24 protein-coding genes and 2 tRNA genes are annotated in these 26,087 nt (G+C 64.4%); 8 read left to right on the top strand and 18 right to left on the bottom strand.

Features of this window, described 5'->3' with window-relative positions:
• Positions 1-69: 69 nt before the first annotated feature.
• Both ACSQ20_RS14030 and ACSQ20_RS14025 read right to left on the bottom strand, forming a co-directional pair.
• Complete coding sequence (locus tag ACSQ20_RS14030) at positions 70-2,550, bottom strand: DUF6600 domain-containing protein (protein ID WP_436020912.1); 2,481 nt, start codon at positions 2,548-2,550, stop codon at positions 70-72.
• Between the two features lie 163 nt (positions 2,551-2,713).
• Positions 2,714-3,436: an ArsR/SmtB family transcription factor gene (locus tag ACSQ20_RS14025; RefSeq protein WP_436020910.1), complete on the bottom strand. Its 723-nt coding sequence runs from the start codon at positions 3,434-3,436 to the stop codon at positions 2,714-2,716.
• Positions 3,437-3,578: 142 nt separating this feature from the next.
• On the opposite strand from ACSQ20_RS14025, the gene ACSQ20_RS14020 reads away from it, so the two are divergent.
• Both ACSQ20_RS14020 and ACSQ20_RS14015 read left to right on the top strand, forming a co-directional pair.
• Entirely contained in the window at positions 3,579-3,722 is a 144-nt protein-coding gene (locus ACSQ20_RS14020) for a hypothetical protein (protein WP_436020908.1), read from the top strand.
• A gap of 111 nt (positions 3,723-3,833) precedes the next feature.
• Positions 3,834-4,337: an acyl-CoA thioesterase gene (locus tag ACSQ20_RS14015; RefSeq protein WP_436020906.1), complete on the top strand. Its 504-nt coding sequence runs from the start codon at positions 3,834-3,836 to the stop codon at positions 4,335-4,337.
• A 34-nt stretch (positions 4,338-4,371) separates the two neighbouring features.
• Here the strand turns inward: ACSQ20_RS14015 and fumC are convergent, their stop codons facing one another.
• From fumC to ACSQ20_RS13995, 4 genes are all read right to left on the bottom strand, one after another.
• Complete coding sequence (gene fumC, locus ACSQ20_RS14010; RefSeq protein WP_436020904.1) at positions 4,372-5,772, bottom strand: class II fumarate hydratase; 1,401 nt, start codon at positions 5,770-5,772, stop codon at positions 4,372-4,374.
• A gap of 39 nt (positions 5,773-5,811) precedes the next feature.
• Positions 5,812-7,470: a phospholipase D family protein gene (locus ACSQ20_RS14005; protein ID WP_436023104.1), complete on the bottom strand. Its 1,659-nt coding sequence runs from the start codon at positions 7,468-7,470 to the stop codon at positions 5,812-5,814.
• 234 nt (positions 7,471-7,704) lie between these two features.
• Positions 7,705-9,087, bottom strand: coding sequence for an MATE family efflux transporter (locus ACSQ20_RS14000; protein ID WP_436020902.1), 1,383 nt, complete (start codon positions 9,085-9,087; stop codon positions 7,705-7,707).
• Positions 9,088-9,246: 159 nt separating this feature from the next.
• Entirely contained in the window at positions 9,247-9,468 is a 222-nt protein-coding gene (locus ACSQ20_RS13995) for an RNA-binding S4 domain-containing protein (protein ID WP_436020900.1), read from the bottom strand.
• Positions 9,469-9,635: 167 nt separating this feature from the next.
• On the opposite strand from ACSQ20_RS13995, the gene ACSQ20_RS13990 reads away from it, so the two are divergent.
• The gene (locus ACSQ20_RS13990) at positions 9,636-11,747 is read left to right on the top strand and encodes an ATP-dependent helicase (RefSeq protein ID WP_436020898.1); all 2,112 of its coding nucleotides are present in this window, start codon (positions 9,636-9,638) and stop codon (positions 11,745-11,747) included.
• 33 nt (positions 11,748-11,780) lie between these two features.
• Here the strand turns inward: ACSQ20_RS13990 and ACSQ20_RS13985 are convergent, their stop codons facing one another.
• The 7 genes from ACSQ20_RS13985 to fdxA all read right to left on the bottom strand — a co-directional run bounded on the left by ACSQ20_RS13985 (position 11,781) and on the right by fdxA (position 15,737).
• Entirely contained in the window at positions 11,781-12,554 is a 774-nt protein-coding gene (locus ACSQ20_RS13985; protein WP_436020896.1) for a DUF4088 family protein, read from the bottom strand.
• A 262-nt stretch (positions 12,555-12,816) separates the two neighbouring features.
• Positions 12,817-13,140 (bottom strand): AzlD domain-containing protein, encoded by a 324-nt coding sequence (locus tag ACSQ20_RS13980; RefSeq protein ID WP_436020894.1) that lies wholly within the window; start codon positions 13,138-13,140, stop codon positions 12,817-12,819.
• Entirely contained in the window at positions 13,137-13,808 is a 672-nt protein-coding gene (locus tag ACSQ20_RS13975) for an AzlC family ABC transporter permease (protein WP_436023102.1), read from the bottom strand. The genes ACSQ20_RS13980 and ACSQ20_RS13975 overlap by 4 nt, the downstream gene beginning before the upstream one ends.
• 198 nt (positions 13,809-14,006) lie before the next feature.
• On the bottom strand, positions 14,007-14,864 hold the full coding sequence (locus ACSQ20_RS13970) for an AraC family transcriptional regulator (protein WP_436020892.1): 858 nt from the start codon (positions 14,862-14,864) through the stop codon (positions 14,007-14,009).
• A 154-nt stretch (positions 14,865-15,018) separates the two neighbouring features.
• Positions 15,019-15,094: transfer RNA gene (locus tag ACSQ20_RS13965), tRNA-Asn, on the bottom strand.
• Between the two features lie 116 nt (positions 15,095-15,210).
• A tRNA-Asn gene (locus ACSQ20_RS13960) sits at positions 15,211-15,286 on the bottom strand.
• A 127-nt stretch (positions 15,287-15,413) separates the two neighbouring features.
• Positions 15,414-15,737 (bottom strand): ferredoxin FdxA, encoded by a 324-nt coding sequence (gene fdxA / locus ACSQ20_RS13955; protein ID WP_436020890.1) that lies wholly within the window; start codon positions 15,735-15,737, stop codon positions 15,414-15,416.
• Between the two features lie 173 nt (positions 15,738-15,910).
• Here fdxA and pncB point away from each other — a divergent pair, with 173 nt between their 5' ends.
• From pncB to ACSQ20_RS13930, 5 genes are all read left to right on the top strand, one after another.
• The gene (pncB, locus tag ACSQ20_RS13950; protein WP_436020888.1) at positions 15,911-17,107 is read left to right on the top strand and encodes a nicotinate phosphoribosyltransferase; all 1,197 of its coding nucleotides are present in this window, start codon (positions 15,911-15,913) and stop codon (positions 17,105-17,107) included.
• A gap of 92 nt (positions 17,108-17,199) precedes the next feature.
• Complete coding sequence (locus tag ACSQ20_RS13945; protein WP_436020886.1) at positions 17,200-17,871, top strand: LutC/YkgG family protein; 672 nt, start codon at positions 17,200-17,202, stop codon at positions 17,869-17,871.
• A 95-nt stretch (positions 17,872-17,966) separates the two neighbouring features.
• Positions 17,967-19,421 (top strand): sodium:proton antiporter, encoded by a 1,455-nt coding sequence (locus tag ACSQ20_RS13940; RefSeq protein WP_436020884.1) that lies wholly within the window; start codon positions 17,967-17,969, stop codon positions 19,419-19,421.
• A 51-nt stretch (positions 19,422-19,472) separates the two neighbouring features.
• A complete protein-coding gene (locus tag ACSQ20_RS13935) occupies positions 19,473-20,459 on the top strand; it encodes a 2-hydroxyacid dehydrogenase (RefSeq protein WP_436020882.1) in 987 nt (328 codons plus the stop codon).
• Positions 20,459-21,958 carry a DNA recombination protein RmuC gene (locus ACSQ20_RS13930; protein ID WP_436020880.1) on the top strand — a complete coding sequence of 500 codons (1,500 nt, stop codon included), beginning with the start codon at positions 20,459-20,461 and terminating at the stop codon, positions 21,956-21,958. The genes ACSQ20_RS13935 and ACSQ20_RS13930 overlap by 1 nt, the downstream gene beginning before the upstream one ends.
• A gap of 45 nt (positions 21,959-22,003) precedes the next feature.
• Here the strand turns inward: ACSQ20_RS13930 and ACSQ20_RS13925 are convergent, their stop codons facing one another.
• The 5 genes from ACSQ20_RS13925 to moaA all read right to left on the bottom strand — a co-directional run bounded on the left by ACSQ20_RS13925 (position 22,004) and on the right by moaA (position 25,993).
• A complete protein-coding gene (locus ACSQ20_RS13925; RefSeq protein ID WP_436020878.1) occupies positions 22,004-22,486 on the bottom strand; it encodes an N-acetyltransferase family protein in 483 nt (160 codons plus the stop codon).
• Positions 22,486-22,761: a hypothetical protein gene (locus ACSQ20_RS13920; RefSeq protein ID WP_436020876.1), complete on the bottom strand. Its 276-nt coding sequence runs from the start codon at positions 22,759-22,761 to the stop codon at positions 22,486-22,488. Before ACSQ20_RS13920 ends, ACSQ20_RS13925 begins: the two co-directional genes overlap by 1 nt.
• A 42-nt stretch (positions 22,762-22,803) precedes the next feature.
• A complete protein-coding gene (moeA, locus tag ACSQ20_RS13915) occupies positions 22,804-24,138 on the bottom strand; it encodes a molybdopterin molybdotransferase MoeA (protein ID WP_436020874.1) in 1,335 nt (444 codons plus the stop codon).
• 94 nt (positions 24,139-24,232) lie between these two features.
• The gene (gene mobA, locus ACSQ20_RS13910; RefSeq protein WP_436020872.1) at positions 24,233-24,868 is read right to left on the bottom strand and encodes a molybdenum cofactor guanylyltransferase MobA; all 636 of its coding nucleotides are present in this window, start codon (positions 24,866-24,868) and stop codon (positions 24,233-24,235) included.
• 15 nt (positions 24,869-24,883) lie between these two features.
• Entirely contained in the window at positions 24,884-25,993 is a 1,110-nt protein-coding gene (gene moaA, locus ACSQ20_RS13905; protein WP_436020870.1) for a GTP 3',8-cyclase MoaA, read from the bottom strand.
• Positions 25,994-26,087: the final 94 nt, after the last annotated feature.

Here is a 26,087-nt window from a genome sequence, read left to right as displayed (position 1 = left end):
CGAGCAAGTAAAAGCCCGCCGTGTAAAAAACACCGGCGGGCTTTTTGATTGGGCGCTGGTACCTATCGGCTACCCTTGATGATGTCCTTCGCGACTCTGCTGAGCCTGCGGACGCGGTTCATGCTGCTGTGGTTGTGGCCTAGGCTGTTCGACATGCGGTTGCGGTTGCGGTTGCGGCTGCGGTCTCGGTTGTTCGAAATGAGGCTGTGGTTGCGGCTGCGGCCTCGGTTGTTCGAAATGAGGCTGTGGTTGCGGCTGCGGTCTCGGTTGTTCGAAGCGCGGTTGCGGTTGCGGCTGCGGTTGCGCACGGGGCTCGATCCGCGGTTGCATTGGCTGCTGGGCCGGCACCCTCGGCTCGATTCGTTCCTGCGGCTGCGGGCGCGCTTCGGCCGGCACTCGTGTCGATTGCGCCGGTTCGCGAGCGGCTGGTTGCGGCACGTGCGGTGTCGGCTGCCGTTCGATGCCGGCGTTCGCCGCGGGCGGGGACTGCGTCACCTGCGGTGAGCGTTCCGGCTGGTGCGATAGGGCTGCTCCGGGCTGCTGCGCGGCAGGCGCGCCGCCCCGTACGCCAGGTTGCGCCGCGGGCTCGCGCTGCTGAGCAATCGGCGCGTGCGGTTGCGTCCACGACGGCTCGTGCCTTGCTGCGCCCGCCGCTGGCGCAGTCTGCGCGGCTTGCGCGGCCGGCGCGGCGCCGCGCTCGGCTGGCGGCCGAGGCACGCCATTCGTCTGCGGGCGGATTGGCGCTTCGCCCACCAATGCACGCGACTGTTGCTCCGGCCCGGGCCGCGGCGCGCCGCCGCCCGGCGTCACCGGGCCGGCGGCAGCAGGGCGAGGGCGTCCCGCTGCCGGCTCGGCCCCCGCGCGTGGCGTGACGATTGGAGACTGGCGCTCGACGAGGCGGACATTGCGCGCTGCCGCAGGATTGGCCGCCGTCGGATGCGCCATTTGCGCCGCCACGCTGCTTGGCGGCGTCATTCTGACGACCGCGCGGCCGGCGCCGGGCACGAGCGCTCCGCTTTGCGCGAGGCGCTGCGCGAGCGGGTCGTGATAGACGGCCGGTATCGCCGGCGCTCGCGTGGCGACGACGCGGCGCTGAGCCAGATCGGTCGGCGGGCGAATCGCCGCTGAGCGCTGCCCCGGTGCATAACTCTCGCGCACCGGCGCGATTCCTGGCGCGCCCGGGTGGATCTGAGCATTGCGCCACTGTTGCGGGTCGACGCGCTGAGCGGCGTGAGCGACTGGGCGGCCTTGCACGAACGCGGTGGCCGGCACAGCGGTGACGGCACCCGGCGCGCGATAGTTCACATACGTGTTATGGATGTTGTTGATGTTGATATTCGTGACGTTGACGTTCCGATTGTTAATGACGGTCTGATTGACTCGCTCAAAATAACGGGGGCTCCAGCCGCCGTATCGGGGCCGCCAGACTTCTCCGGGGCCGAGCGGAAACCAGGCAACGCCCGGCGCCGCCGCACCGCCTATCGTCAGCCCGACGCTCCAGCTCGATCCGCCGCCTCCGCCGCCGACGAACGCAACCAGCGCGGGCGCGTAGACGGGCGGCGCGCTGGCCATGGGGCCCGGCACCCAGCACCATGACGACTGGACGTACGCCCACCGGCCATAGTGATAGGGCGCGAAGCCCCACGGCGCATCGTCGACCCACGTCCAGCCCCACGGAGCCACCCAGGCCCAATGGCCGTCGTGATAGGGCGCCCAGCCCGTCGGCACGGCGCTCGGCACCCATACGGAACCGTACTGCGGATCGTTGCGCCAGGTGCCGTTGGCGTCGAGGTCCTCGTAGCCCGGCATTTCGCGCGACACATAGCGCGCCGAAGCCGAGCGGTCCGCAGCTGCGTCGCGCGCTGCCGCCCATTGATCGAACGCATCGGGCGGCGGGGCTTCCGTGCTCGCGGCCGTCTGCAAATTGGTGCCTGAAAAGGTGATCTGCTGGCCCGCAGCAAGCGGCATTTGGCCGTTGTCGCCATAGGCATTCAGTTGACCGCGCCGCACGGTGACCGTGGTGGTGCTGCCGTCCGGGGCGACATCGATTCGATAGTCGCCCGCTTGCGTAGCCGCCAACGCGACGTTCGGCGTATCGATTTCGTATGACGAGCCCGGTGCGAGTTCGCGCACGCGAGTCGACAGCGTACCTTGCGTGACCTTCAGCTGCGCGTTGGTGTCGTCGAGGTTGAGGACGTCGAGATTGGTCGATGCACCGAGCCGCACGGCAGTCGAGCCGATGTGCAGTTCCGAGCGTGCGTTGGCGTCGTTCCAGAGCTGATCGCCGGTCGTCAGCGGACGGTTCAGCGACGCATAGGACCAATCACTTGCGCCCGCAGGCTCGGTCGTCACCGTGCCCGCCATATAGTTCAGCCGTGCCACCCGGCCGGGCGGATCGACGCTTTGCCCGGCGCTTTGCGCCTCGGGCGACGGCGCGGCTTGCGCGTAAGCGCCGTTCGCGCCGAGCACAAACGGTGCGGCGGCGATAAGCATGCAACTGGTCAGGCAGCGGAATGTAACGAGGGGGGAGGTGGTGGTCCGCGTTGTCATAATGATCCGATCTCGAAGGCAAATGCGAATGGTGCGCATCTGTGAGATCAATGTATCGCCATCCCCTGTATCAAGGCTCTGTCTTTTGTAAATTCGCCATCGCCGCGTGTAACCAAACATGTCCGCGTGTGCTGCTCGACGCCGGAGGTTCGTAGGAAGCAGCTCAAGGCGCGAGCAGTGCCTCGAAATGCTTCCGTCCGGCGGGCGTGATACGCAGCACACGCGGTTTTTCCGCTCGCTCGACGCAACCTTGCGCACACCAGTGTTCAAGGAGCGCAGCGCCCAGTGCGCCGCCCAAATGCGCGCGTCGTTCGCTCCAGTCGAGGCAGGTGCAGGCGAAACGCCGCCTGCGTGCGCGAGGCTGCGCGAGATCGATACCCCAACGTGCGAGCGCTTGCGTGCCGGCGTCGGTTGTCTCGACGAGGCCATCGCGTTCGATGAGCCAATCGCGCGTCAGCAACCGATCGAACACACGTACCGCCAATTCGCCAGCCATATGGTCGTAGCAAGTGCGCGCATAGCGCAAATCGAGAGGAACGGTCCGTGCGGGACGCGGCGACATGCGCTGCGGCGCGCTTGCTTGCGCAAGGTTCGCGAGTGCTTCCACCGCGGTCGCGACCTCAGCGCTTGCGATTCGATAATAGCGGTGGCGCCCACGCACTTCGAGCGAGAGCAGGCCGCCTTCCGTGAGGCGCGCGAGATGAGCGCTTGCAGCGGATGGCGAAAGACCGGCAATCATTGTGAGTTCGCCGGCCGGGCGCGCGCTGCCGTCCATCAACGCCCACAGCATGGCCGCGCGTCCCGGGTCGGCAAGCAGTGCGCCGATCCGGCTCAAGCCCGGGAAATGGCCGCTTTCGCGTGGATCGCCGTCAAAGAGGGCAGACATAACCGTCTCCAAAAAACCGATAAGAAACGTCTACTTTAATCGTCTTCGGTATTCGACGTTTCCGTTTGTCATGAAACGTCGAATGCGTCTGGCGCGCCAGCTAGAATGTCGAATTCATGCAGCGCGGAAAAGCGAGGTTCGAATGAAAGCGTGGCTAGCGGCGCTTGCGGTTGTCTGGCTTTGCGCCGCCTGCGCGCAGGGCGGCGCGTCGGCGAGCGCAGACGAGCACCCCAGCGGCATCACGATGTACGGCACGATCGACAGGGGTGTCACTTTTCGCAAATAGCGCATGGATACGTAGGTAGATTGATGCGCCGGGTCGCGCGCGTCTGCCGGAATATTGCGCCCGTATAATCGGCTGCTTTTACGCGCGTATTTGTCGCACTACGGAGCCCCGATGCAAACCCCGATCGCCCCGCTGGATCGCTCGGAAACGACGTTTCGTTTCCTGGCCGAGCCGACCTCCGTCAACTTCGGCGGCAAAGTGCATGGCGGTGCACTGATGAAGTGGATCGACGAGACCGCCTATGCTTGCGCGGCCGTTTGGTCAGGACGATATTGCGTGACCGTCAGCGTCGGCAATATCCGCTTTCGGCGCCCGATTCTGGTCGGCAATCTCGTCGAGTTGCGTGCACGCGTCGTTGCCACGGGCCGCACCAGCATGCACATTCACGTGAGCGTTCATGCGGGCGACCCGAAGAGCGGGCAACTGCGCCTCACGACGGACTGCCTCGTCGTGTTCGTGGCCGTCGATGAAAACGGCACACCAATTCCCGTGCCGCCGTTCGTGCCCGCCACCGACGAACAAAAGCGCGTGGCGAAGTATGCGATGGACGTCAAGAGCGCGCTCGATGCGATCGTCGAACTCAAGCCCGAGGAAATGGCGCAGGGCAGAATCTGACCCGCCACGCCACCCCACGGGTGCCTGAGGGGGGTTAGACGCCGCGCCGGCCGACCATGTCGCCCGGCCGCACCCATTCGTCGAACTGCGCCTCGCTCATGTAGCCCAGCGCAAGCGCCGCGGCTTTGAGCGTGGTGCCTTCCTTGTGCGCTTTCTTGGCGATCCGCGACGCCTTGTCGTAGCCGATGTGCGGATTGAGCGCCGTGACGAGCATCAGCGATTCGTTCAGCAGCGCGTCGATGCGAGCATGGTTCGGCTCGATGCCGACCGCGCAATGATCGTTGAAGCTGCGGACGCCATCGGCGAGCAGGCGGATCGATTGCAGCACGTTGTGCGCGATCATCGGGCGAAACACGTTGAGCTCGAAGTTACCGCTCGCGCCGCCGATATTGACCGCGACGTCATTGCCGAATACTTGGCAGCAGAGCATGGTCAACGCCTCGGACTGCGTCGGATTGACCTTGCCCGGCATGATCGAGCTGCCCGGCTCGTTCTCGGGAATGGTCAGCTCGCCTAGACCGCAGCGCGGGCCGCTCGCGAGCCAGCGTATGTCGTTGGCGATCTTCATCAGACTGGCGGCAACCGTCTTCAACGCGCCGTGCGCGAAGACGAGCGCGTCAGCCGCGGCCATCACCTCGAATTTGTTGGCCGCGCTGACAAACGGCAGCCCCGTCAGCCGCGCAATGACGGCGGCCACGCGCGTGGCGAACTGCGCCGGCGCGTTGAGCCCGGTGCCCACGGCGGTGCCGCCTTGCGCGAGTTCGTATAAATGCGGCAACGCCGATTCGACGTGCCGTATGCCCTGCTCGATCTGTGCGACATAACCCGAGAATTCCTGCCCGAGCGTCAGCGGCGTGGCGTCCTGCAAATGCGTGCGGCCGATCTTGACGACATCGGCGAACGCGCGCGCTTTGGCGTCGAGCGTGGCGCGCAAGGCCGACAGCGCGGGCAGCAAGTGCTTGACGATGCCTTGCGCGGCGGCGATGTGCATGGCGGTCGGAAATACATCGTTCGATGACTGGCTGCGGTTGGCATCGTCGTTCGGATGAACGAGGCGTGCTTCGCCGCGCTGGCCACCGAGAATTTCGCTCGCGCGGTTCGCGATGACCTCGTTCAGGTTCATGTTGGTTTGCGTGCCCGAGCCCGTTTGCCAGACGGCCAGCGGAAATTCGCCGGCATGACGGCCGGTAATGATTTCATCCGCGGCCAGAACGATCGCGCGCGCTTTGTCTTCGGCGAGCACACCCAACTCCAGGTTGACTTCGGCGGCGGCGCGCTTGACGAGCGCGAGCGCGTTAATGAGTTCCGGTGATTGCTTTTCGCTCGAAATCTTGAAATTTTCCAGTGAACGCTGCGTTTGGGCACCCCACAGACGGGCATTCGGCACAGCGATTTCGCCGAACGCATCGCGTTCCATGCGTACATCGTCGGTCATGATCGGCTCCGGTAGGAAGGATCGAATCGGTAACGGCGTTCACAGTTGCGAATCGATCGGCAGCCACAAGAATAGCCCCGTCAGCAAGTTGCGCAGGAAACCGGCCTGCGGATCGAGCGACCAGGTGCGGTGATACGACACGTGGTCCACCGTTTCGTTGGCGCTCCACACGAGGCCCGACACAGGCGCACCTTCTGCGCGCAGCCGCGCGTTTTCCTCCGGCGTGGCGAGCGTGACGTGATAGCTCGCATCGGGCGATGTGGCGCGCAGTATCTGCGACGCGACGGCTTCGGCCAGCGCGGGACTGTCGATAAAGAGCGCCAGCTCGGTGTTCAGGTGAGCCGAGCGCGGATCGAAATTCAGCGAACCGATCACGAGCATGCGCCGGTCGATCACATAGGCCTTCGCATGCAAGCTCGAGCGCGAGCCAGAACCGGAGCCGGAAAACAAGCGCGAATGCTCCTGTTGCAGCGGCTGGAACTCGTAGAGTTCGACCCCGTTTTGGAGCAACGGAATGCGATATGGAGCATAGCCTGCGTGAACGGCGACTGCGTCGGTCGACGCCATCGAGTTGGTGACGATGGTGATATGCACGCCTCGCCGCGTCAGCGCGCCGAGCATCTGCACGCCGGCAGTATGGGGCACGACGTAAGGTGAGAGGATCAGCACCTCATGCTGTGCGCCGCGCACGAGTTCGGCGAGCCGCTGCATCGGCGGGCTGCGGTAGGTGTCGTTCGGATCGGTGACTTTGCGCGGTGAATCGACGAGAAACTGCGCGTGCGCCCACACAAGACCGAGTTCTTCTTTCGATATCCGGACGGCCAACGGCTCGCTCGTGAGCGGCTTTGCGCCGACCGTTTCCGCTTGCGCGCGCCAGTGCGCGCGCAGCGCTTCGCGGGCGGTGCGCAGGTCGTCGGCAGCGTAATGCCGTTTGTCGAGCGCGCTGATCGGATAAGCGAGCGCGCTGTTCCAGAAAAGATCGAAGCTTCGGGAGACATCGCGCACGATCGGCCCCGCTGCAAACGCATCGAGATCGCGAAACTGCAAGGTGGGGCTCGCGCTGAAGTATTCATCGCCGAGATTGCGTCCGCCGACGATTGCCACGGCGCCGTCGGCGATCATCGCCTTGTTATGCATGCGGCGCGTGAAGCGGTCGAGGCGCGTGAGCAGGTCTTCAGTGCGCGCAAATACGCTGCCACGCGTGCCGCCGAACGGGTTGAAGACGCGCACTTCGATCAGCGGATGCGTCGCGAGCGCGGCCATCAAGCGCCGGTTGTCCTTGAAATTGAGGTCGTCGACGAGCATGCGCACGCGCACGCCCCGCTCGGCCGCGTAAAGCGCGGCGGCGAGCAAGAGGCGCCCCGTCGTGTCTTCGGCGGCGATGTAGTACTGCAGATCGAGGGTCTTCGTTGCCGCGCGCGCAAGTGCAATGCGCGCTTGCAGCGCGTCTGTGCCGTTTGTCAGCAGGCGAAAGCCGGATTGGCCCGCATGCGCGGCTACGAGGGGCGTAAGCGCTGTGCCGAGCGGTGTGGCTTGCGGGTCCGCCAACGCGTGCGTCGCAGGTCGATCGAGCGAGGTGGCCGGCGGCAGCGTCGAGCAAGCGCTCAGCCCTAGCAGCCCGAGTGTGACGGTGACGGTGACTGCGACCGCACCTGCACGTGCCAGCGTGCGACGCGTGACGCGCTGTATCGAGCGCAGCGGATGCCAGGTGCGCCGCGTGCCAGCCGCCCGTGCCTCAGATGCCACGTTGCGGACTCCGTTGTGCTGGAAGGGTTTTTTGCGTCACAGCGAAGTCGTTTGCTCTGCCACGAAAAACTCATTCTAGGGGAAGGTGGCCCGCAGCGGGGGCTGGGGCTTGTCCGGGGTGGCAAAAAGAAGCCTCGCGAAAAATGCGGGCGGTGTACGACGTGCGATCCGGCTTTCGATCCTCCGCTACGAATGTCGGCTTCGCCGAGTCATCCGTTCGAACCGCAGGGTCATCAAAAGCGCCACGCTCGCGAGCCCAGTTGCAAGCCCCCACCAAAGCCCGCGCGCGCCGAGACCGGCATGAAACGCCAACAGATAGCCGGTCGGAAAACCCACGCCCCAATAACCAAACGCCGCGGCCAGCATCGGAATGCGCGTGTCTTTCAGGCCACGCAGGCAGCCGGAGCCGACCGCCTGCATTCCGTCGACGATTTGAAATACCGCCGCTACGCCGAGCAACGATGCGGCGATACGGATGGTCTGCGCATTGGCTGGATCGTCCAGATGCAGATAGATCCCGACGATCGCGTGCGGCGCGACGACGAGTACGAGGCCGGACAGCGACATGAAGGCGACGCCGAGCCCGAGCGCGACGAAGCCGGCATGGCGCGCCGCCAGCGGTTGCCCGGCGCCCATCCAATAGCCCACGCGCACGTTGGCGGCTTGTCCGATCGCGAGCGGGACCATGAACGAGACCGATGCGACGTTCAATGCGATCTGGTGCGCGGCAAGCTGGGCTTCGCCGAGCAGGCCGATCATCAGGCCGGTGCCGAGAAAGAGCGTCGACTCGACGCCGTATGTGATTGCAACCGGCCAACCGATGCCAAACAGCTCGCTGATCAGCGGGACGTTCGGGCGGGCTGCCGCAACGAAATGCCGATAGCGCTTGCGGCCATGCAAGAGCGCGACCAGGGCGATGGCCGTGAGCCAGACCGTGATCGTGGTCGCGGTGGCAGATCCGAGGAGCCCGAGCCTGGGCAGGCCGTAGGCACCGTGAATCAGTCCGTAGTTGAGTACCGCGTTGACGCCGACGCTCGCAATCGAGATCCACAGCAGCCGCTTCGCCGCGCCGATGGCCGGCAAGAACGCACGCATCATGCCGATGCCGATCAGGCTGCCGAGCGCGGCCCAGCGCAGCACGCCGGTATAGGCGCCGACGTCGCGCGCGAGGGCACTGGGTTCACCGAATGCGAGCAGGATCGGCTGCGAGAATGACAGTACCGCGAACGCCGGCACGGCGAGCAGTGCGGAGAGCAGCAGCCCGGTCCAGTAAATGTGCGGCACACGGTGTTCGGCCTGTGCGCCGCGCGCGTTCGCGACCGTGACGCTGACCGAGCTCAGGATGCCTTGCAGCAGTGTGACGATGACGAAGAAGAGGCCCGCGCCGAGGCCGCCCGCTGCGAGCGCATCGGCGCCCAGCGAGCCGAGCAGGATCGTATCGGTTACGCCCATCGCCATTTGCGAAAGCTGCGAGATGGCGAGCGGCGCAGCGAGCCTCGCCGTTTCGGCGGCGTGGCGCGAGAAGGTAGGCGGCGCATTCGCCGCGTGCGAGAGACCGGGTTGTGGCATGGCTGAACGAAGCGGAGGCCTCGCGTAGGGTGTTTGGCGCCAGTGCGACAGGACGATGCCTGCGCGATGGCCCTTTTTATCGGAAAGCAAGAGGAGCAGCTTATTGCCTGGCGGCGCGCCTGTCGATGGACGGCTTTGTCCGCGACCGCGGTGCGATGCTCAGACGGCTTCGTGAACCGCGATGCGGGTGTCACCGAACATCACCACCTGGCCCGCGCGGACTTTGCAGGTCTTGCGCAGCTCGACATGCCCATCGACGGTAACGGCACCTCCGGCGACGAGCGCTTTGGCTGACCCGCCGCTGTCGGCGAGGCCGGTCAGCTTGAGCAGATTGTGCAATTCGACGTACTCGCCCGTCAGCGTGAAATTGAGATTGGCCATGGCCAGATGTGCGAGGCGGTTGAACGAAGGAGGGCACGCATCTTAAGCCATGCGGCCGGCCGCGGGAATAGGCCGAACGCTTTACTTGCGGGCAGACAGTGTATGGATATACAGTATGCATCGCCGCGCCACCCGCGTGAACTCTCGATTTTCAGTTCGGATTTGTCGTGCTTTCGTCCCCTGTTGCGCTTAAACGTCCATCGCCGGACGCCACCTATCTCGACAAACTCAACGACGCGCAGCGCGCGGCCGTGGAATACGGCGTGGGCGAAAACATCGGCCGCAGCGGGCCGCTGCTTGTGATTGCCGGTGCCGGCTCCGGCAAAACGAATACGCTCGCGCACCGGGTGGCCCATCTCGTGGTCAAGGGCGTCGATCCGCGGCGCATCATGTTGCTGACATTCTCGCGCCGAGCGGCGCAGGAAATGACCCGGCGCGCAACGCGCATTGCCGGCGCGGCGCTGGCGTCGCGCGCGGATTTCGCCCAGGCGCTCACGTGGTCGGGCACGTTTCACGGCATTGGCGCGCGCCTGCTGCGCGAGTATGCGGAGCGCATCGGCCTGACGCCTGCCTTTACGATCCACGATCGCGAGGATTGCGCCGACTTGATTAACGTCGTCCGGCATGACTTGGGCCTATCGGCAAAAGCGCGCCGGTTTCCGACCAAGGGGACGTGTCTTGCGGTCTATTCGCGCGTCGTCAACACCGGCGACGCACTGGCCGATGTGCTGGATGCGGCGTTCCCGTGGTGCCGCGAATGGGAGGCAGAATTGCGGCGTCTGTTTAGCGGCTACGTGGCTGCGAAGCAAACGCAAAACGTGCTCGATTACGACGATCTGCTGCTGTATTGGGCGCGCATGGCTGCGGAGCCGGCCATTGCCGCCGACCTCTCGGCGCGTTTCGATCACGTGCTAGTCGACGAGTATCAGGACACCAACCGCTTGCAGGCGTCGATCCTGCTCGCCATGAAGCCGGATGGGCAGGGGCTGACGGTTGTCGGGGACGACGCGCAGTCCATCTACTCGTTTCGCGGCGCGACGGTGCGCAATATTCTCGATTTTCCGGCGCACTTCACGCCGCAAGCGCACCGCGTGACGCTCGAGCGCAACTACCGCTCGACGGTGCCGATCCTGGCTGCCTCGAACGCGGTGATCGGGCTTGCATCGGAGCGCTTCACCAAAGACCTATGGAGCGATCGGGCGTCGCACCAGCGCCCGCATCTGGTGAATGTCGCTGACGAGTTGGAGCAGGCGCGTTACGTCGTCGAGCAGGTGTTGTCGGCGCGGGAGGCCGGGGTCAAGCTCAAAGCGCAGGCCGCGCTTTTTCGGGCGGCTCACCATAGCGCAGCGCTCGAAATCGAGCTGACGCGACGTAACGTGCCCTTCGTGAAATTCGGGGGGCTGAAGTTTCTCGATTCGAGCCACGTGAAGGACGTGCTGGCCGTGCTGCGCTGGGCGCAGAACCGGCGCGACCGCATGGCGGGATTCCGCGTCGCGCAATTGCTGCCGGGCGTGGGGCCCGCGACGGCCGCGCGGCTGCTCGACGAAGCCGCGCCGGCGCCCGATTTCGCGCATGCTCTGGCTGCCTTCGCGCCGCCGGCGCGGGCTGCGGCCGACTGGGCGTCATTCGTCGCGCTGATGGCCGATCTGGCTGGCGCCCGCACGCCTTGGCCCGCCGAATTCGAGCAGGTGCGGCGCTGGTACGAGCCGCATCTCGAGCGCGAGCACGACGATGCGGCGATGCGCCATGCCGATATCTTGCAAATGGAGAGCCTAGCTGCGACGTATGCGTCGCGAGAGCGCTTTTTGACTGAACTGACGCTCGATCCGCCCGATGCGACGAGCGGCGAAGCGGGCGCGCCGCTCGTCGACGAGGACTACCTGATCCTTTCGACGATCCATTCGGCGAAGGGCCAGGAATGGCGCAACGTGTTCGTATTGAACGGCGTGGACGGCTGCATTCCTTCCGATCTCGGGGCGGGCACGCAAAGCGAACTCGATGAAGAGCGTCGGCTCCTTTACGTCGCGATGACGCGTGCGAAGGACGATCTGCACATCGTTGTGCCGCAGCGTTTTTACGTGCATAACCAGGCGCAGCATGGCGATCGCCATGTGTTCGCATCGCGCACGCGTTTTATCCCCGCGCAATTGCTGCCGCATTTTCAGATTGAAGCTTGGCCCGCCGCTGTGCCGCCCGCTGCGCCGAGCGAGGCCGGCCGCGCTGCGGCGGCCAAGGCGCGCGTCGATATCGCCGCGCAACTCAAGAAAATGTGGGATTGACGAACGAAGCTATACGGCGGGCCGCATCGAGCCTCACCGTTGCCTGCGTTGCTCGGGGCGCGGCTGCGATGCCGTGGCGGGCACCATGAAGATGCTGCGCAGCCACGTGGCGAGGCGAGAGAAGATGTCGTAGGGTTCTTCGACGAAAATTTCGGGCTTGAGCAGCCGCAAGAACTCCATGATCTGCTGGGCTTCCTGCTTTTGAAACGAGCCATGGGCGAGCCCGAGCTTGAGCAAGCCGCGCAGCTCGCCGAGCTTCTCGCGCGCGGTGCTGCCGACGCTCGTTTCGCAGGCGATCTTCGCTTCGTAGACGCGCTGGCGCAGCGATTCGGCAAGACGCCAGGCCGGCGTTTGCATCTTTTCCTCTAGCGCTTGAATGTCTCGCGCTGACGACTTGAATTGTGCCGCCAGCGGGTCGAGAAGGGCGGCGTCGCCACCGGCTTCCTTGACGATGGCAGCAGCCCAGTCGCGGCACGCCTTCGCGAGTTCGTCGGAGGTCCACTGCGACCGGTACGCGAACGCGAACCCGTGCTCCTCGGCCTGTTGCACGAGGATCGCCACGACATCGGGAAACTCCTTGTCCAGCGTGCGCTTGGCCCACGCGTACTGGCCGCCTTGCAGCATGCGCTGTACCGCGTGCTCGGTGAGCGGCACCATGTTGTCGAGCAGCTTGGCGCGCAGGAAGTCTTCGAACGAGGGCGTCGCGAACTGCGGATCGAGCTTGAGCGATACGCGCACGAAGGCTTCGAAGTCCTTGTGCAGCGAGGCGACGGTCTCATCTCGAAGAGAAAGGGTGATCTGGCCCATGGCGTGTCCTGATGGCTCGTGCATGCGCTCGCCGCGCCGCGTAAGGCGACGCGCGGAGCAGCGGCAGCACCCGCCGGCGACCAATCAGGCAGCCAGGTGGCGCTTCGCGATGCATGAAAAGGCATCGCGTCGATGTCTCGGATGGGGGCGGCGACGGCGGTGGCGATCTTATATCGCGTCGCTAACCTCGCTGGCCAGCCCATGCATTTCGTCTGTTTATCGGCTGCGCGGGGCGGAACTTGAGGACGATTTTTGCACCGCGTCAGTGCGCGACGAGCCACTGCCAGGTGAAGAAGACGGCCATCCCGGCCGCGATGGTCAACAGCGGCCGGCGTGTGAGAGCGGAAACGGCACACGCGGCGAGCGCGCCGATGAGCTGCGGGTTGCGCCAAGTCAGCTCAGGCCCGCCGCCGTGAGGGGCCACGGCCATCGGAACGATGATTGCCGTGAGCACGGTGACGGGTACGAAGCCGAGCGCCATACGCACGAGCGGCGGGAAGACGACGCGCTCGCCCAGCACAAAGACTGCCGCGCGAATGAGGCAGGTAATCAGCGCCATGCCCACGATCAGAACGACGTAGTTCATTGCGTGGCCCTCGCTTGCTCCCGGCGGGCTGCCCAGGGCTTGGAAAGGACAAGGCCGACGGCCACGCCGCCCGCCACGGCTGCCAGCAAGCCGAGCTTGTAGGGCCACGCGGCGCAGAGCATCGCGAGCAGGCCTGCCGTCGCGGCTGCGGCGACGTAGCGCAGTGCGACGAGTTGCGGCACAACGATCGCGATGAACGTCGCCACCATGGCGAAGTCGAGCCCCAGCGACTGCAAACTCGGAAAAGCCGCGCCGAAAACGAGGCCGGCAAGCGTCCAGATCTGCCAGTTGACGTACATCGCCACACCCGAACCGAGAAAATAGTGGGGGCCGATGGCGCCGGGTGGTGCGTGGCGGTAGTGCGAATAGGCCACGGCGAACACCTCGTCGGTCAAGAGTGCGGCCAGCGTCCATCGCCAGCGGGCGGGCAGGTGCGCGACGTACGGCGCGAGCGTGGCGCTGTAGAGCAGATGACGAACGTTGACGACGCAAGTCGTGGCCCATACGACGACGAACCCGGCGTGCCCTGCGATGAGCCCGAGCGCAATGAACTGGGCCGAGCCGGCGAACACCGCGAGCGACATCAACTGGCCCTGCCAGAGATGGAGCGGGCCCGACGTGACGAGCGTGCCGAAGATGACACCGAACGGCGCGCCGCCCACCATCATCGGGATCGTGTCGCGTGCGCCGTCGGCAAATTCGTTGAGCGAAGTGCGCGAATTCAAGGCAGGTTCCTCCTATGGCAGACGAGGATACCGGCGCGTGTGCGCAACGGGCTTGTACGTTCTTGCGCGTGGAGAGGACGAACAAGGACGAATGTGGAAAGCGGATGCTGCCGAGCGAAGCGCGCGAGGCGTGCGAACCGGTTAGCTGGTCTGCCAGCGGCCAGGCGGCACGCCGAACATGCGGCGAAAGTGCCGCGTGAAATGGCTTTGATCGGTAAAGCCGCTCGCGGCTGCGACGTCGGTAACGGGTACGCCCGCCCGCAGCGGGCCCAGCGCACGCTGCAAGCGCAGCTGGTTACGCCAGGCGTGCGGGGGCAGGCCGGTCGTGCGCGCGAACAGCCGTGCGGCGTGGAAGGCCGAGAGGCCAACGACGCTAGCGAGCTCGGTCAGCGTGACAGGTTCGGCGAGGTCTGCACCCAAGCGCGCTTTCATAGCCGCCACACGCGGCGGATCGGCCGCGCGCTGGACGCCGGCCGGCTGCACCCGTGCGTGACGCGCGATCAGCAGTGAAAGCGCTTCGACGAGCGCTGTTTCTGCCATCAGCGCGTCGGCGCCCGGCGCATCGGCGCCCGGCACGTCGGCGCCTGTTTCGAGCAGTCGATGCGCGCGGCCGATACGTTCGGAGAGATCGGGGTCGGAAATGGGTTCCACGGGGAACCATGGCATCGCCTGCGGCTTGCCGGCCATATCGGCGGCCAGCCGATGGACGTAGTCGACGGGGACGTAGAGCACGCGGTAGCGCCAGCCTGCTTCGATCGCGCGTGAGCCCGTATGGACTTCGCCGGGATTGATGATCGGTACCGAGCCTGGCTCGGCAACATGGCGCCCGCCCCGGTACGTGTAGGCTTCCGCACCCGCTTCGATCATGGGGACGGTATAGGCCTCGTGCCAGTGCGGCGCGAACGCGTGCTCGCGATACTCGGCCGTCAGCATATCGGCGTCCGGTAGGAGCGGCGTGCGCCAGTAGCGGGCGCAATCGCGAAAGCGTGGCGCGTTCATGATCGTGTGGATGGGGGCGAAAACCTGGCAGGAACGACGAGACCGACCTAAACGGTACCATAGGCAGGGCCCGGTCATCTGGTCGATACGCCGATCGAAAAAAGCGGCCGATAAAACAGAAGGCCCGTCAATGCTGACGGGCCTTTCACGTGTTTGGCTCCCCGACCTGGGCTCGAACCAGGGACCTACGGATTAACAGTCCGGCGCTCTACCGACTGAGCTATCGGGGACTTGCAGTGGTATTGCAGCAGTTGTTGCAGCGATGGGAAGGTGGCGCCGCTGCAAAAAATTGCATCTCGTTATGCAAAAGAGCCCGTTTGGGTAACGGGCTCTTGCACATATTCTTTGGCTCCCCGACCTGGGCTCGAACCAGGGACCTACGGATTAACAGTCCGGCGCTCTACCGACTGAGCTATCGGGGAACAACAAACAGCAGAGAAGCGAGATTCTATGAAGTGGCGCGCGGCGTGTCAAGACCCTTGCCCGGATTCGGCCGCGAGCGGGCAACATGATTTGACGCTCGCGCTGCTTTTGCGCGGCTTGTGCGCTTTAGCGTTCGAGTTGGTTCAGCTTGTCTTTGACGTCTTTCCACTGATCTGCTTCGGGCAGCGGCACTTTCGTCTTCGTGATGCTGGGCCAGTCTTTGACGAGTTCGGCATTAAGCGCGACGAACTGCTGCTGATCGCCGGGGACGTCTTCCTCCGCATAGATTGCGTTCACCGGGCACTCGGCTACGCACACGGCGCAGTCGATACACTCGTCGGGATCAATCGCGAGGAAGTTGGGACCTTCGCGAAAGCAGTCGACCGGACACACGTCCACGCAGTCGGTGTACTTGCACTTGATGCAGCTTTCGGTCACAACGTGAGTCATTCAAACTCCTGCATACGGAATATCGGGGGAAGCGGATACCGGACCAGCAAACGGGGTATTGTAGCGTAACGCGCACGCCGGAGCGGCCATAGGCCTCGTGCCGGCTTTAGATTGATTCGTGATTAGTTTATGGCGGCCGCCGTCGGCGCGACGCCCGTCACCGGTTAAGACTCATGATCATTACATCGCTGATCGATACCGATCTTTACAAGTTCACGATGATGCAGGTGGTGCTGCATCAATTCCCCGCGGCGAACGTGGAGTATCGGTTTCGCTGTCGCACGCCGAATATCGATCTCACGCCTTATATCGATGAGATTCGCAATGAAGTGCGCGATCTCTGTCAGCTTCGATTCACCGAAGATGAACTCGATTATCTGCGCAGCATGCGCTTCATCAAGAGCGATTTTGTCGATTTTCTGGCGCTCTTTCATCTGAATGAAAAATACATCTCGATCACGCCCTCGCCAAAACGCAATGGCGAGATCGACATCGAAATCGTCGGCCCGTGGCTGCACACGATTCTGTTCGAAATTCCTGTGCTGGCGATCGTCAACGAAGTCTATTTCCGGAACACCCAACGCCAGCCGGACTACGACATCGGGCGCGAACGGCTGCGCGAGAAGATCACGCTGCTGGGCGCGCGGCCCGAGTTCGCCGATTGCAAGATCGCCGATTACGGCACGCGGCGGCGCTTCTCGAAGCGCTGGCACGAAGAGGTGATCCTCACGTTGATGAGCGGCATCGGCGAGCAACTGGCCGGCACGAGCAACGTCTATTACGCGAAAAAGCACGACCTCACACCGCTGGGCACGATGGCGCACGAGTACTTGCAGGCCTGTCAGTCGCTCGGGCCCCGGCTGCGCGATTCGCAAACCTACGGCTTCGAAATGTGGGCGAAAGAGTATCGCGGCGACCTCGGCATCGCCTTGTCCGATGTCTACGGCATGCAGGCGTTCTTGAATGACTTCGACATGTATTTCTGCAAGCTCTTCGATGGCGCGCGCCATGATTCCGGCGACCCGTTCGAATGGGGCGAGCAGCTGTTGCGTCATTACGAGGAGAACCGCTGCGACCCGCGCACGAAAGTTCTCGTATTTTCGGACGCGCTCGATATCCCGAAAGTGCTGCAGCTATACGAGCGCTTTCGCGGGCGCTGCCGGCTCGCATTCGGCGTCGGTACGAATCTGACCAACGATCTCGGCTACAGTCCGCTGCAGATCGTCATCAAGATGGTGCGCTGCAACGGGCAACCGGTGGCCAAGCTCTCCGATTCACCCGGCAAGAACATGTGCGACGACAAGGCCTATCTCGCCTACTTGCGACAAGTGTTCGGCATCACAACGCCCGCCGAAGACCGCGACGAATAGCGTGGCGTCTTATCCATTCGGCCAAGTGTGTCTTGAAAAAGAGCGCCGGTATAATCGGCGATCCGACATTGCCCGCAAAGAAGGAATAGCTCATGGACACATCGGCGGCACGCCGCAACATCCTCGCGCGCATACGCGCGGCGAGCGGCCGCGCGGCACAGCCGGAGCCGGCCGAACGCGGGGCCGTGGCCGATTACCTCGCGCATCATCCCGCGGGGCCGCGTCCTGCGTTGCCGGCCGATCCGGTTGCGCGCGTCGTACGCTTCGTCGAGCAGGCGCGGCTGATGGGCACGACGGTTGACGAAGTCGATTCGCTCGCCGATGCCCCAGCCGCGGCTGTCCGTTACCTGGCGGACGCGGGGCTGGCGGCTCGCGCGGTTATCTGGCGCACGCTCGAATCGCTTGCGTGGGCTGATGCGGGTCTGGTGGTCGAATCGCGCGCGCCGCAGGGTACCGATCTGGTCGGAATCACCGGCTGCTTTTGCGCCACGGCCGAAACCGGTTCGCTCGTATTGCTTTCGGGCCCGGGCACCGATGTCGGCGCGGCACTGCTGCCCGAGACGCACATTGCCATCGTGCCGGCCTCGCGCGTGGTGGCGGCTTATGAAGAGGCCTTCGCGCTGATGCGCACCGAACGCGGCGAGTTGCCGCGCGCGGTCAACTTTGTGTCGGGGCCCTCGCGCACCGGCGATATCGAGCAGACCATCGTGCTCGGCGCACACGGCCCTTATCGCGTCCATGCCATCGTCGTGCGCGGCGCTTAATGGGTGCCATGCGGGTGCCGCGCCGGTAATCCATCGATGCGCTTGATCATCGCGCGCCGCATGCGGCGCGCTTCTCGAACCTTTTGAGGAAGTACATGAAAAAACGACATGCCGCGTTCGCGGGCATGCCGGTTTCGGCCGCGTTTGCGCTCGTGCTGGCGGCTGCGCTGTGGTCCCCGGCAGCATCGGCTGCCACGCTCGAAGGGGCGTCGCTCTCGGTGCTGTGGGCGCTGCCATTCGCCGGGATTTTGCTGTCGATTGCCGTTTTACCGCTCGTCATGCCACATTTGTGGCATCGTCATTTCGGGAAGATTGCCGCCGCCTGGGCAGTCGTCTTCCTTGCGCCGTTCGCGTACGCGTTTGGCTTCGATACTGCGCTTGGCACACTCGCGCATGCGCTCGTCGAGGAGTACATCCCTTTCATCGTGCTGCTGACGGCGCTTTACACGATCGCCGGCGGAATCTGCGTGCGCGGTAACCTGCATGGCTCGCCCAAGGTCAACACCGCGATACTCGCGCTCGGCACGGTGCTCGCGAGCGTCATGGGCACGACGGGCGCGGCCATGCTGTTGATCCGGCCGCTGTTACGCGCGAACGATAATCGCAAGCACGTCGTGCACGTCGTGGTGTTCTTCATTTTTCTCGTGGCCAATGCCGGCGGCTCGCTCACGCCCCTCGGGGATCCACCGCTTTTTCTCGGCTTTCTGAACGGCGTCAGTTTTTTCTGGACGACGGTGCATCTGTTGCTGCCGATGCTTTTTGTCTGTTCGCTGCTGCTCGCGCTCTTTTACGCGCTCGATTGGTACTTCTATCATCACCGTGAGGAAGAGCGCGCAGCAGCGTTGGACCCAACGCCCGATACGCGACGCTTCAGCATCGAAGGCAAAGCGAACGTGGTGTTGCTTGCGCTGGTTGTCGCACTCGTCTTGATGAGCGGGCTGTGGAAGCCGGGTCTGTCGTTGACCGTGTTCGGCACCGCGCTCGAACTACAAAACGCGGTACGCGATGTCCTGCTCGTCGCGCTCGCGCTGATCTCGCTTGTCATCACACCGCGCTCGGCGCGTGTCGGCAATGCATTTAATTGGGCACCGATCGAAGAAGTCGCGAAGCTTTTTGCCGGCATCTTCATCACGATTGCGCCAGTCATCATGATGTTGCGAGCGGGCGCGCACGGGCCGTTCGCATCCGTGGTCGATCTGGTCACGAACGAGCGCGGCGCACCGGTAGACGCGATGTATTTCTGGGCGACGGGGCTGTTGTCGTCGTTTCTCGACAATGCGCCGACCTACCTCGTGTTCTTCAATCTCGTCGGCGGCGATGCGCCCACGCTGATGACATCGGGCGCCACGACGCTCGCGGCGATCTCGGCCGGCGCTGTCTTCATGGGCGCGAACAGCTATATTGGCAACGCGCCCAATTTCATGGTGAAGTCGATGGCCGAGTCGCGCGGCGTGCGCATGCCGAGCTTCTTCGCCTATCTCGGATGGTCTGGCGCGATTCTCGTGCCGGTCTTCCTGTTGACGACATGGCTGTTTTTTTCGGGGCAGTGAGCGGCTCGCCGAACAAGCCGTAACGTCACTGCCCGCACTACGGAGACCCCGATGCAAAAGATTCTCGTCGCGCGCCCGATTTTCCCCGATGTCGTCGACAGGCTCCGCGCGCACTTCGAGGTGGACTGGAACAATGGTCCTCCGCTCGGTCCCGATGAGCTCGCACGACGTCTCGCGGATAAGGACGGCGCACTCACGGCGGGTGACCCGATCGGCGCCGCCGTGTTGGCAGCCGCGCCGCGGCTGCGCGTCGTTGCGAACATGGCGGTCGGCTATAACAACTTCGATATTCCCGCTTTCAACGCGGCCAATGTGCTCGCGACGAATACGCCCGACGTGCTGAACGAATCGACGGCCGACTTCGGTTGGGCGTTGATGATGGCGGCGGCGCGCCGTATCTCCGAAAGCGAACGGTGGTTGCGCGCGGGCGAATGGAAAGGGTGGCGCCACGACGGCTTTCTCGGCGTCGACATTTACGGCTCGACGCTTGGCATCATCGGCATGGGACGCATCGGCCAAGCGCTCGCGCGGCGTGCGCGCGGCTTCGGCATGCGTGTCGTCTACCATAACCGCTCGCGTGTGGCGCATCAGATCGAAGCCGAACTCGGCGCCGAGTATCTGTCGAAGCAGATGCTGCTGCAGCAAGCCGATCATGTCGTGCTCGTGCTGCCTTATTCCCGCGAAAATCACCACACGATCGGCGCAGCCGAGCTCGCACTGATGAAGCCAACGGCCACGCTGACCAATATCGCGCGCGGCGGTATTGTCGACGATGCCGCGCTTGCCGAAGCGTTGCGCGACAAGCGCATCGCGGCGGCCGGGCTCGATGTCTTCGAAGGCGAGCCGGGCGTGCATCCTGGCCTGCTCGCGGTGCCCAATGTCGTGCTCACGCCGCACATCGCCAGCGCCAGTGAAACAACGCGTCGCGCGATGGCCAACTTGGCGGCTGATAACCTGATGGCCGCGCTGAGCGAAGGTCCGCTTGCCGGCAGGGTCCCGAATCCGATCAACCCGCAGGTATTGGAGAGAACACGCTGATGATCACGGTTTTCACGCTGGCGCTTGCGGTCGCTGTCGTCGTTCTGGCGTTCGCGCTGGCGCTCGCGTTAAGAGGCCTCGCGCGCGAGGGCGATCGCGCTGCCGTGGAGGCGCTTGGCGAGCGTATCGAAACGTCCGGCGAGACGCAAACGCGTGCGTACGAGCGCCTCGAGCGCGAATTGCGGGGCGAAATCGCCGAGACATCGCGCTTGTCGCGTGCCGAACTCGGCGGCAGTTTTGCGCAGTTCCAGCAAACACTTGCGGCGCATCAGGCGAGCGCCGCCACCGTGCAAAACCAGCAGATGGAGGGCTTCGCCGCGCGGCTTTCGCAACTGACCGAAACGAATGCGAAACAGCTCGATGCGATGCGCGAGAGCCTGCACAGCCAGGCGCTGACGTCGCGTGAAGAGCAGAGCACAACGCTCAAGCGCTTCGGCGACACGCTCGCCCAGCAACTCGCGCAATTGATCGAAGCGAACGACCGGCGCTTCGCTGAGGTGCGTGCCACGCTCGAACAGCGTTTGAAGGATATCGAGGCGAACAACTCGACGAAGCTGGAAGAGATGCGTCGCACGGTCGACGAGAAGCTTCACGCGACGCTCGAGCAGCGTCTTGGCGAATCATTCAAGCTTGTCTCGGATCGGCTCGAGCAGGTGCATCGCGGGCTTGGCGAAATGCAAACGCTCGCAGCGGGGGTGGGCGATCTCAAGAGGGTGCTGACAAACGTCAAAACGCGCGGGACGTGGGGCGAGGTGCAGCTCCAGTCACTGCTCGAACAGGTGCTGACACCCGACCAGTACGCGAAAAACGTTGCGACGGTGCCGAGGAGCGGCGAGCGCGTGGAATTCGCGATCAAGCTGCCGGGGCGCATCGAGCGCGGCAATGGAGACGGTGTGGCCACCCCAGTCTGGTTGCCGATCGACGCCAAGTTTCCGCGCGAGGATTACGAACGGCTCATCGATGCGCAGGATCGCGGCGACGTCGTGGCGGTCGAAGAGGCGTCGCGCGCACTGGAAACGCGGGTACGCAATGAAGCGCGCACGATTGCCGAGAAGTATGTGGCGCCGCCCCATACGACAGACTTCGCGCTGCTGTTTTTGCCGACCGAGGGGCTCTATGCCGAGGTGCTGCGCCGGCCCGGGCTGACGGACCAATTGCAGCGCGATTACCGCGTGACGATCGCGGGGCCGACTACGCTCACCGCGCTGCTGAACAGCTTGCAGATGGGGTTCCGTACGCTCGCGATCGAGAAGCGGTCAAGCGAGGTGTGGCAGGTGCTGGGCGCCGTGAAGACCGAATTCGGCAAATTCGGCGCTGTGCTCGCAAAAACCAAGTCCCAACTCGAAACGGTGACACGCTCGATTGCCGCCGCCGAGCAGCGCACGCGCGTGATGAACACGAAGCTGCGCGAAGTGGAGGCATTGCCAGGCGAGCAGACGGAAGGGCTGCTTGGCGAGGCCGATTTAGGCCCGCAGGACACCGAGCCCGTAGGCGAGTAGGCGAACGAGCAGCCGTGGCTTGATCGTTGCCTCGTTGCTTTGGCGTTATTCGGCCTTTGCAAGACGCATCAGCGCGTCGTTGGTAATGCGCACGATGCGCCATTCGGGTAGCACGCTCGCGCCCATTTTGGCGTAGAAGTCGATCGCCCGCTGATTCCAGTCGAGTACCGACCATTCGAAGCGTCCGCATTGCCGCTCGACAGCAATGGCCGCAACGCGTTGCAAAAGCGCCGTGCCTAGTCCGCTGCCACGCAGGCCGGGCTGCACGTAGATGTCTTCGAGATAGAGCCCGCGACGGCTCAAAAACGTCGAGAAGTTGTGGAAGAAGAGGGCGTAGCCCACGACGCGTGCATCTTGTTCGGCAACGAGCGCCTCCGCCGCGGGCCGCACGCCGAACAGTGCCTCATGCAGGCTTTCGTCGCTGGCAACGAACAGATGCGTGAGCTTTTCGAATTCCGCGAGTTCACGCATCAGCGCGAGCATCGCTGGTACGTCGTCTGGCGATGCGGCGCGAATAGTGCCGTCCATCAGGCTTCCTCCGGTGCATCCGCGAGGACGATTTCAATGCCGCCAAAGCGAGAGGCCACCCAGTTATAGGCGTGACAGGCAATCCACAGCAGCACGAAGCCGAGAATGGCATTGAGCAGCAGTGCGCTCAAGATGGTGCTCAGTTCCACCGAGCCGTACTTGATGAACGCGACGAGCATGCCGAGAAGCACAATCGGAACGCTGAACGTCAAATAGACGAGGATGAGCGCCTTGGCGGTCTGACCGGGCGCGATCGATAAGATTTGTTTTTTCATATGCAAGAAGTCCCGTAAGAGACGATGTACTCGATTCGTTGATCAGATCAGACCTTCGAAGGGCATGATCTCGACGGGCGCGCCCGCTGCGACGTCGCCTTGTTCGTGTGCCAGCACAATCAGACAGTTGGCCTCGCTCATCGAGCTAAGCACCCCCGAGCCCTGCGAGCGCGTCGGGCTGACACGCCATGTGCCGTCGGACTCGCGCACAGCGATGCCGCGCTGATATTCGGTGCGGCCCGCTCGTTTTTTGATCGGACTCGTTGCGGTAGCGGTGAATTGCCACGGTGCGCCGCGCTGCGCGCCCGACATAGCCAGCAGCGCCTCGCGCACGATCTGATAGAACGTCACCATGACCGCAACGGGGTTGCCGGGAAGACCGAAAAAGAGCGCTGGGCAATCGCCGTTGTTGCGGGCGCCAGGCCAGAGGCGGCCGAATGCGAGCGGCCTGCCGGGGCGCATCGCGAGTTGCCAGATCGCCACGTCGCCGAGCTTCTCGAACATGCGGCGAGTGAAGTCGGCGTCGCCCACCGAGACGCCACCCGAACTCAGCACGACATCGGCACTGTGTGCGGCCGTGCGAAAGGCGGCTTCGAGCGCGTCCGGGTCGTCGCGCACGATGCCGAGATCACACGCTTGCACGTTGAGCCGCGAGAGCATGGCTGCGATCGTGTAGCGATTGCTGTCATAGATGCAGCCTGCGTCGAGCGGTTCCCCGACCGAGCGCAATTCGTCGCCCGTCGAGAAAAACGCCACCCGCAGACGTCGGCGCACGGCCACCTCGGCGACACCTAGCGAGGCGACGAGCCCGATATCGGCCGGGCGAACGACGCGCCCGGCGGCGAGCGCCGGGCGGCCGCGCGCAAGATCTTCGCCCGCGCGCCGACGATTCGCCCCACGCGCAAGCCGCCCCGCGTCGAACGCAATGCGCGCTTCGACGCACGTGACAAGCTCCTGCGGGACGACGGTATCGCAATCCGCCGGCATCGGCGCGCCCGTCATCACGCGCACGCACTCCTGCTGGCGGATTTGGCCGGAAAACGGATGGCCTGCGCGCGCCTCGCCGGCAACGAGGAGCGTCAACCGCGTCGCGGAGCCGGCCGGTTCGGCCGGCAAGACGGGTGCATCGGCGGCGAGCATCGCACCGTCGAACGCGTAGCCGTCCATGGCGGAATTGTCGTGCGCCGGCACATCGATGGGCGAGATCACGTCTTCTGCCAGCACGCGGTCAAGCGACGCGTGTAATGCCACTCGCTCGACCCCCGCGACGGGCAGCGCCCAGCGGCGCACGATCGCAAGCGCCGCGGCAACCGGCAAGGCTTGCGAGTCTTGCGCCGAGACGCTATGGGAGATGTCGTCGGAGTCGGAGAGGGTCATCGATGATTGGACGTCGCGGTTCGTCTACTGGGGGCCGCGAGCGCTTTTTGCCTCGGCCCGCCGCATCAGAGGCGCGCTCGCTTGCGGCTCGTGTTTACGACACGCCCGGTGACCACGAGCGCTCGAGATCGGCGAGCTCTCGCAAGGAGTTGGCATTGTAAAACGCACGCTCGTCGACAAAGGCGACTTCGACGCTGATGTGGCGCGCGTACCACGCCCGTACCTTGCGCCCGCCGTCGGCCAGAAAAGCGGCGAGGTCATCGGCGAGTGAAGCGCGCAGCAAGGCGAACACAGGGTGCAGCGTGGGGAGTCCGTTCGCGTCGACGGTGGCGACCGTCGCGATATCGGCGCGTGCTTGTGCGAGTGCGGCAGCGAGCCGGCTGGCCAGATCCGACGGAAGGTTCGGTGCGTCGCATGGGGCGCACAGCACGAATTCGGTGTCGGCCGCGCGCAACCCGGCGAGAATGCCCGCGAGCGGACCCGCGAAATCGCTCGACGCATCGCTCACGACGCTGGCATGCATTGGCGCGCCGAGTGCGACATACGTCTCGAGGTTGCGATTTGCGCTGATGAGCAAAGCGTCGACTTGGCGGCCGAGCTGTCTTGCGACGTGGAGTGCGAGCGGTTCGCCACCCAGCAACTGGAGGCCTTTATCGAGCCCACCCATGCGTGAGCCGCGTCCGCCGGCGAGAATCAGGCCTGTCGTGCGCGAAGGCGTATCGAATGGCATGGCTTCGCTGCGACCTTATCCGCCGATGTAGGACATTTCGACGCGTGGGGCGCCGTCATCCTGACCGATGGGCGCGCCGCTGCCGCGCAACTGCGAGTAGCGATCTGCGCGCTTTTGCCAGATCCCGGCGATGGCCGCCGCGATGTCGGCATCGGAGGAGCCGTTGCGTACAAGCGCACGTAGATCATGCCCCGACGACGCGAAAAGGCACAGATAAAGTTTGCCTTCGGTGGAAAGCCGGGCACGCGTGCAGGTTCCGCAAAATGCGCGCGTGACGCTCGAGATCACGCCGATTTCGCCGCTGCCGTCCGCATAGCCCCAGCGTTGCGCGGTTTCGGCCGTGCTATGCGGCTCGAGCGGCTCGAGCGGGAAGGCCTCGGCAATGCGCGCGACGACCTCGGCCGACGGCAACACTTCGGTCATGTTCCAGCCGTTCGATGTGCCGACGTCCATGTATTCGATGAAGCGCAGTACGATGCTGGAACCTTTGAAGTGACGCGCCATCGGCACGATCTCACGGTCGTTGGTACCGCGCTTGACCACCATATTGACCTTGAGCGGCGCAAGACCTGCCGCCTGCGCGGCCGCGATGCCGTCGAGCACGCTTGCTGGCGCGAAGTCAGCATCGTTCATTCGCCTGAACAGGGCGTCGTCGAGTGCGTCCAGGCTGACCGTGACGCGGTTTAGCCCGGCGTCCTTCAGCGCGCGCGCCTTGCGCTCGAGCAGCGAGCCGTTGGTGGTCAATGTGACATCGAGCGGTAGGCCATCGGCCGTCGTCATGCGCGCCAGACGCTCGATGAGCCGTTCGATATTCTTGCGCAACAGCGGTTCGCCGCCCGTCAGCCGGATTTTGCTGACGCCATGCGCGACGAAAATCCGGGCGAGTCTTTCGATTTCCTCGAACGACAGCAGCGCGCTGTGGGGCAGGAACGGATAGTCTTTGTTAAAGACCGCGCGCGGCATGCAATAGACACAGCGGAAATTACAGCGGTCTGTGATCGATATGCGCAGATCTCGCATTGGCCGCGCATATGCGTCGGTCAAGATCCCGCGGGGCGTGAACGCAGCGCCAGCGATATCGGGCACGGCGCTGATATCGGCGACGGGAATGATGCGGCGGGACATGATCGAATCAAGAAACGGTCAGAAGGCCATTCTAGCCGAATACGCAACATTCGATCGGCTTTGTGTTCCGGGCTTGCGGGTTTCGATCATATTA

Origin of the sequence: Trinickia sp. LjRoot230 (genome assembly GCF_964253315.1) — a bacterium.
Classification (GTDB): Bacteria; Pseudomonadota; Gammaproteobacteria; order Burkholderiales; family Burkholderiaceae; genus Trinickia.
Note: the sequence above shows the minus strand (reverse complement) of the source record. Positions and strands in the feature narration are given on the sequence as shown.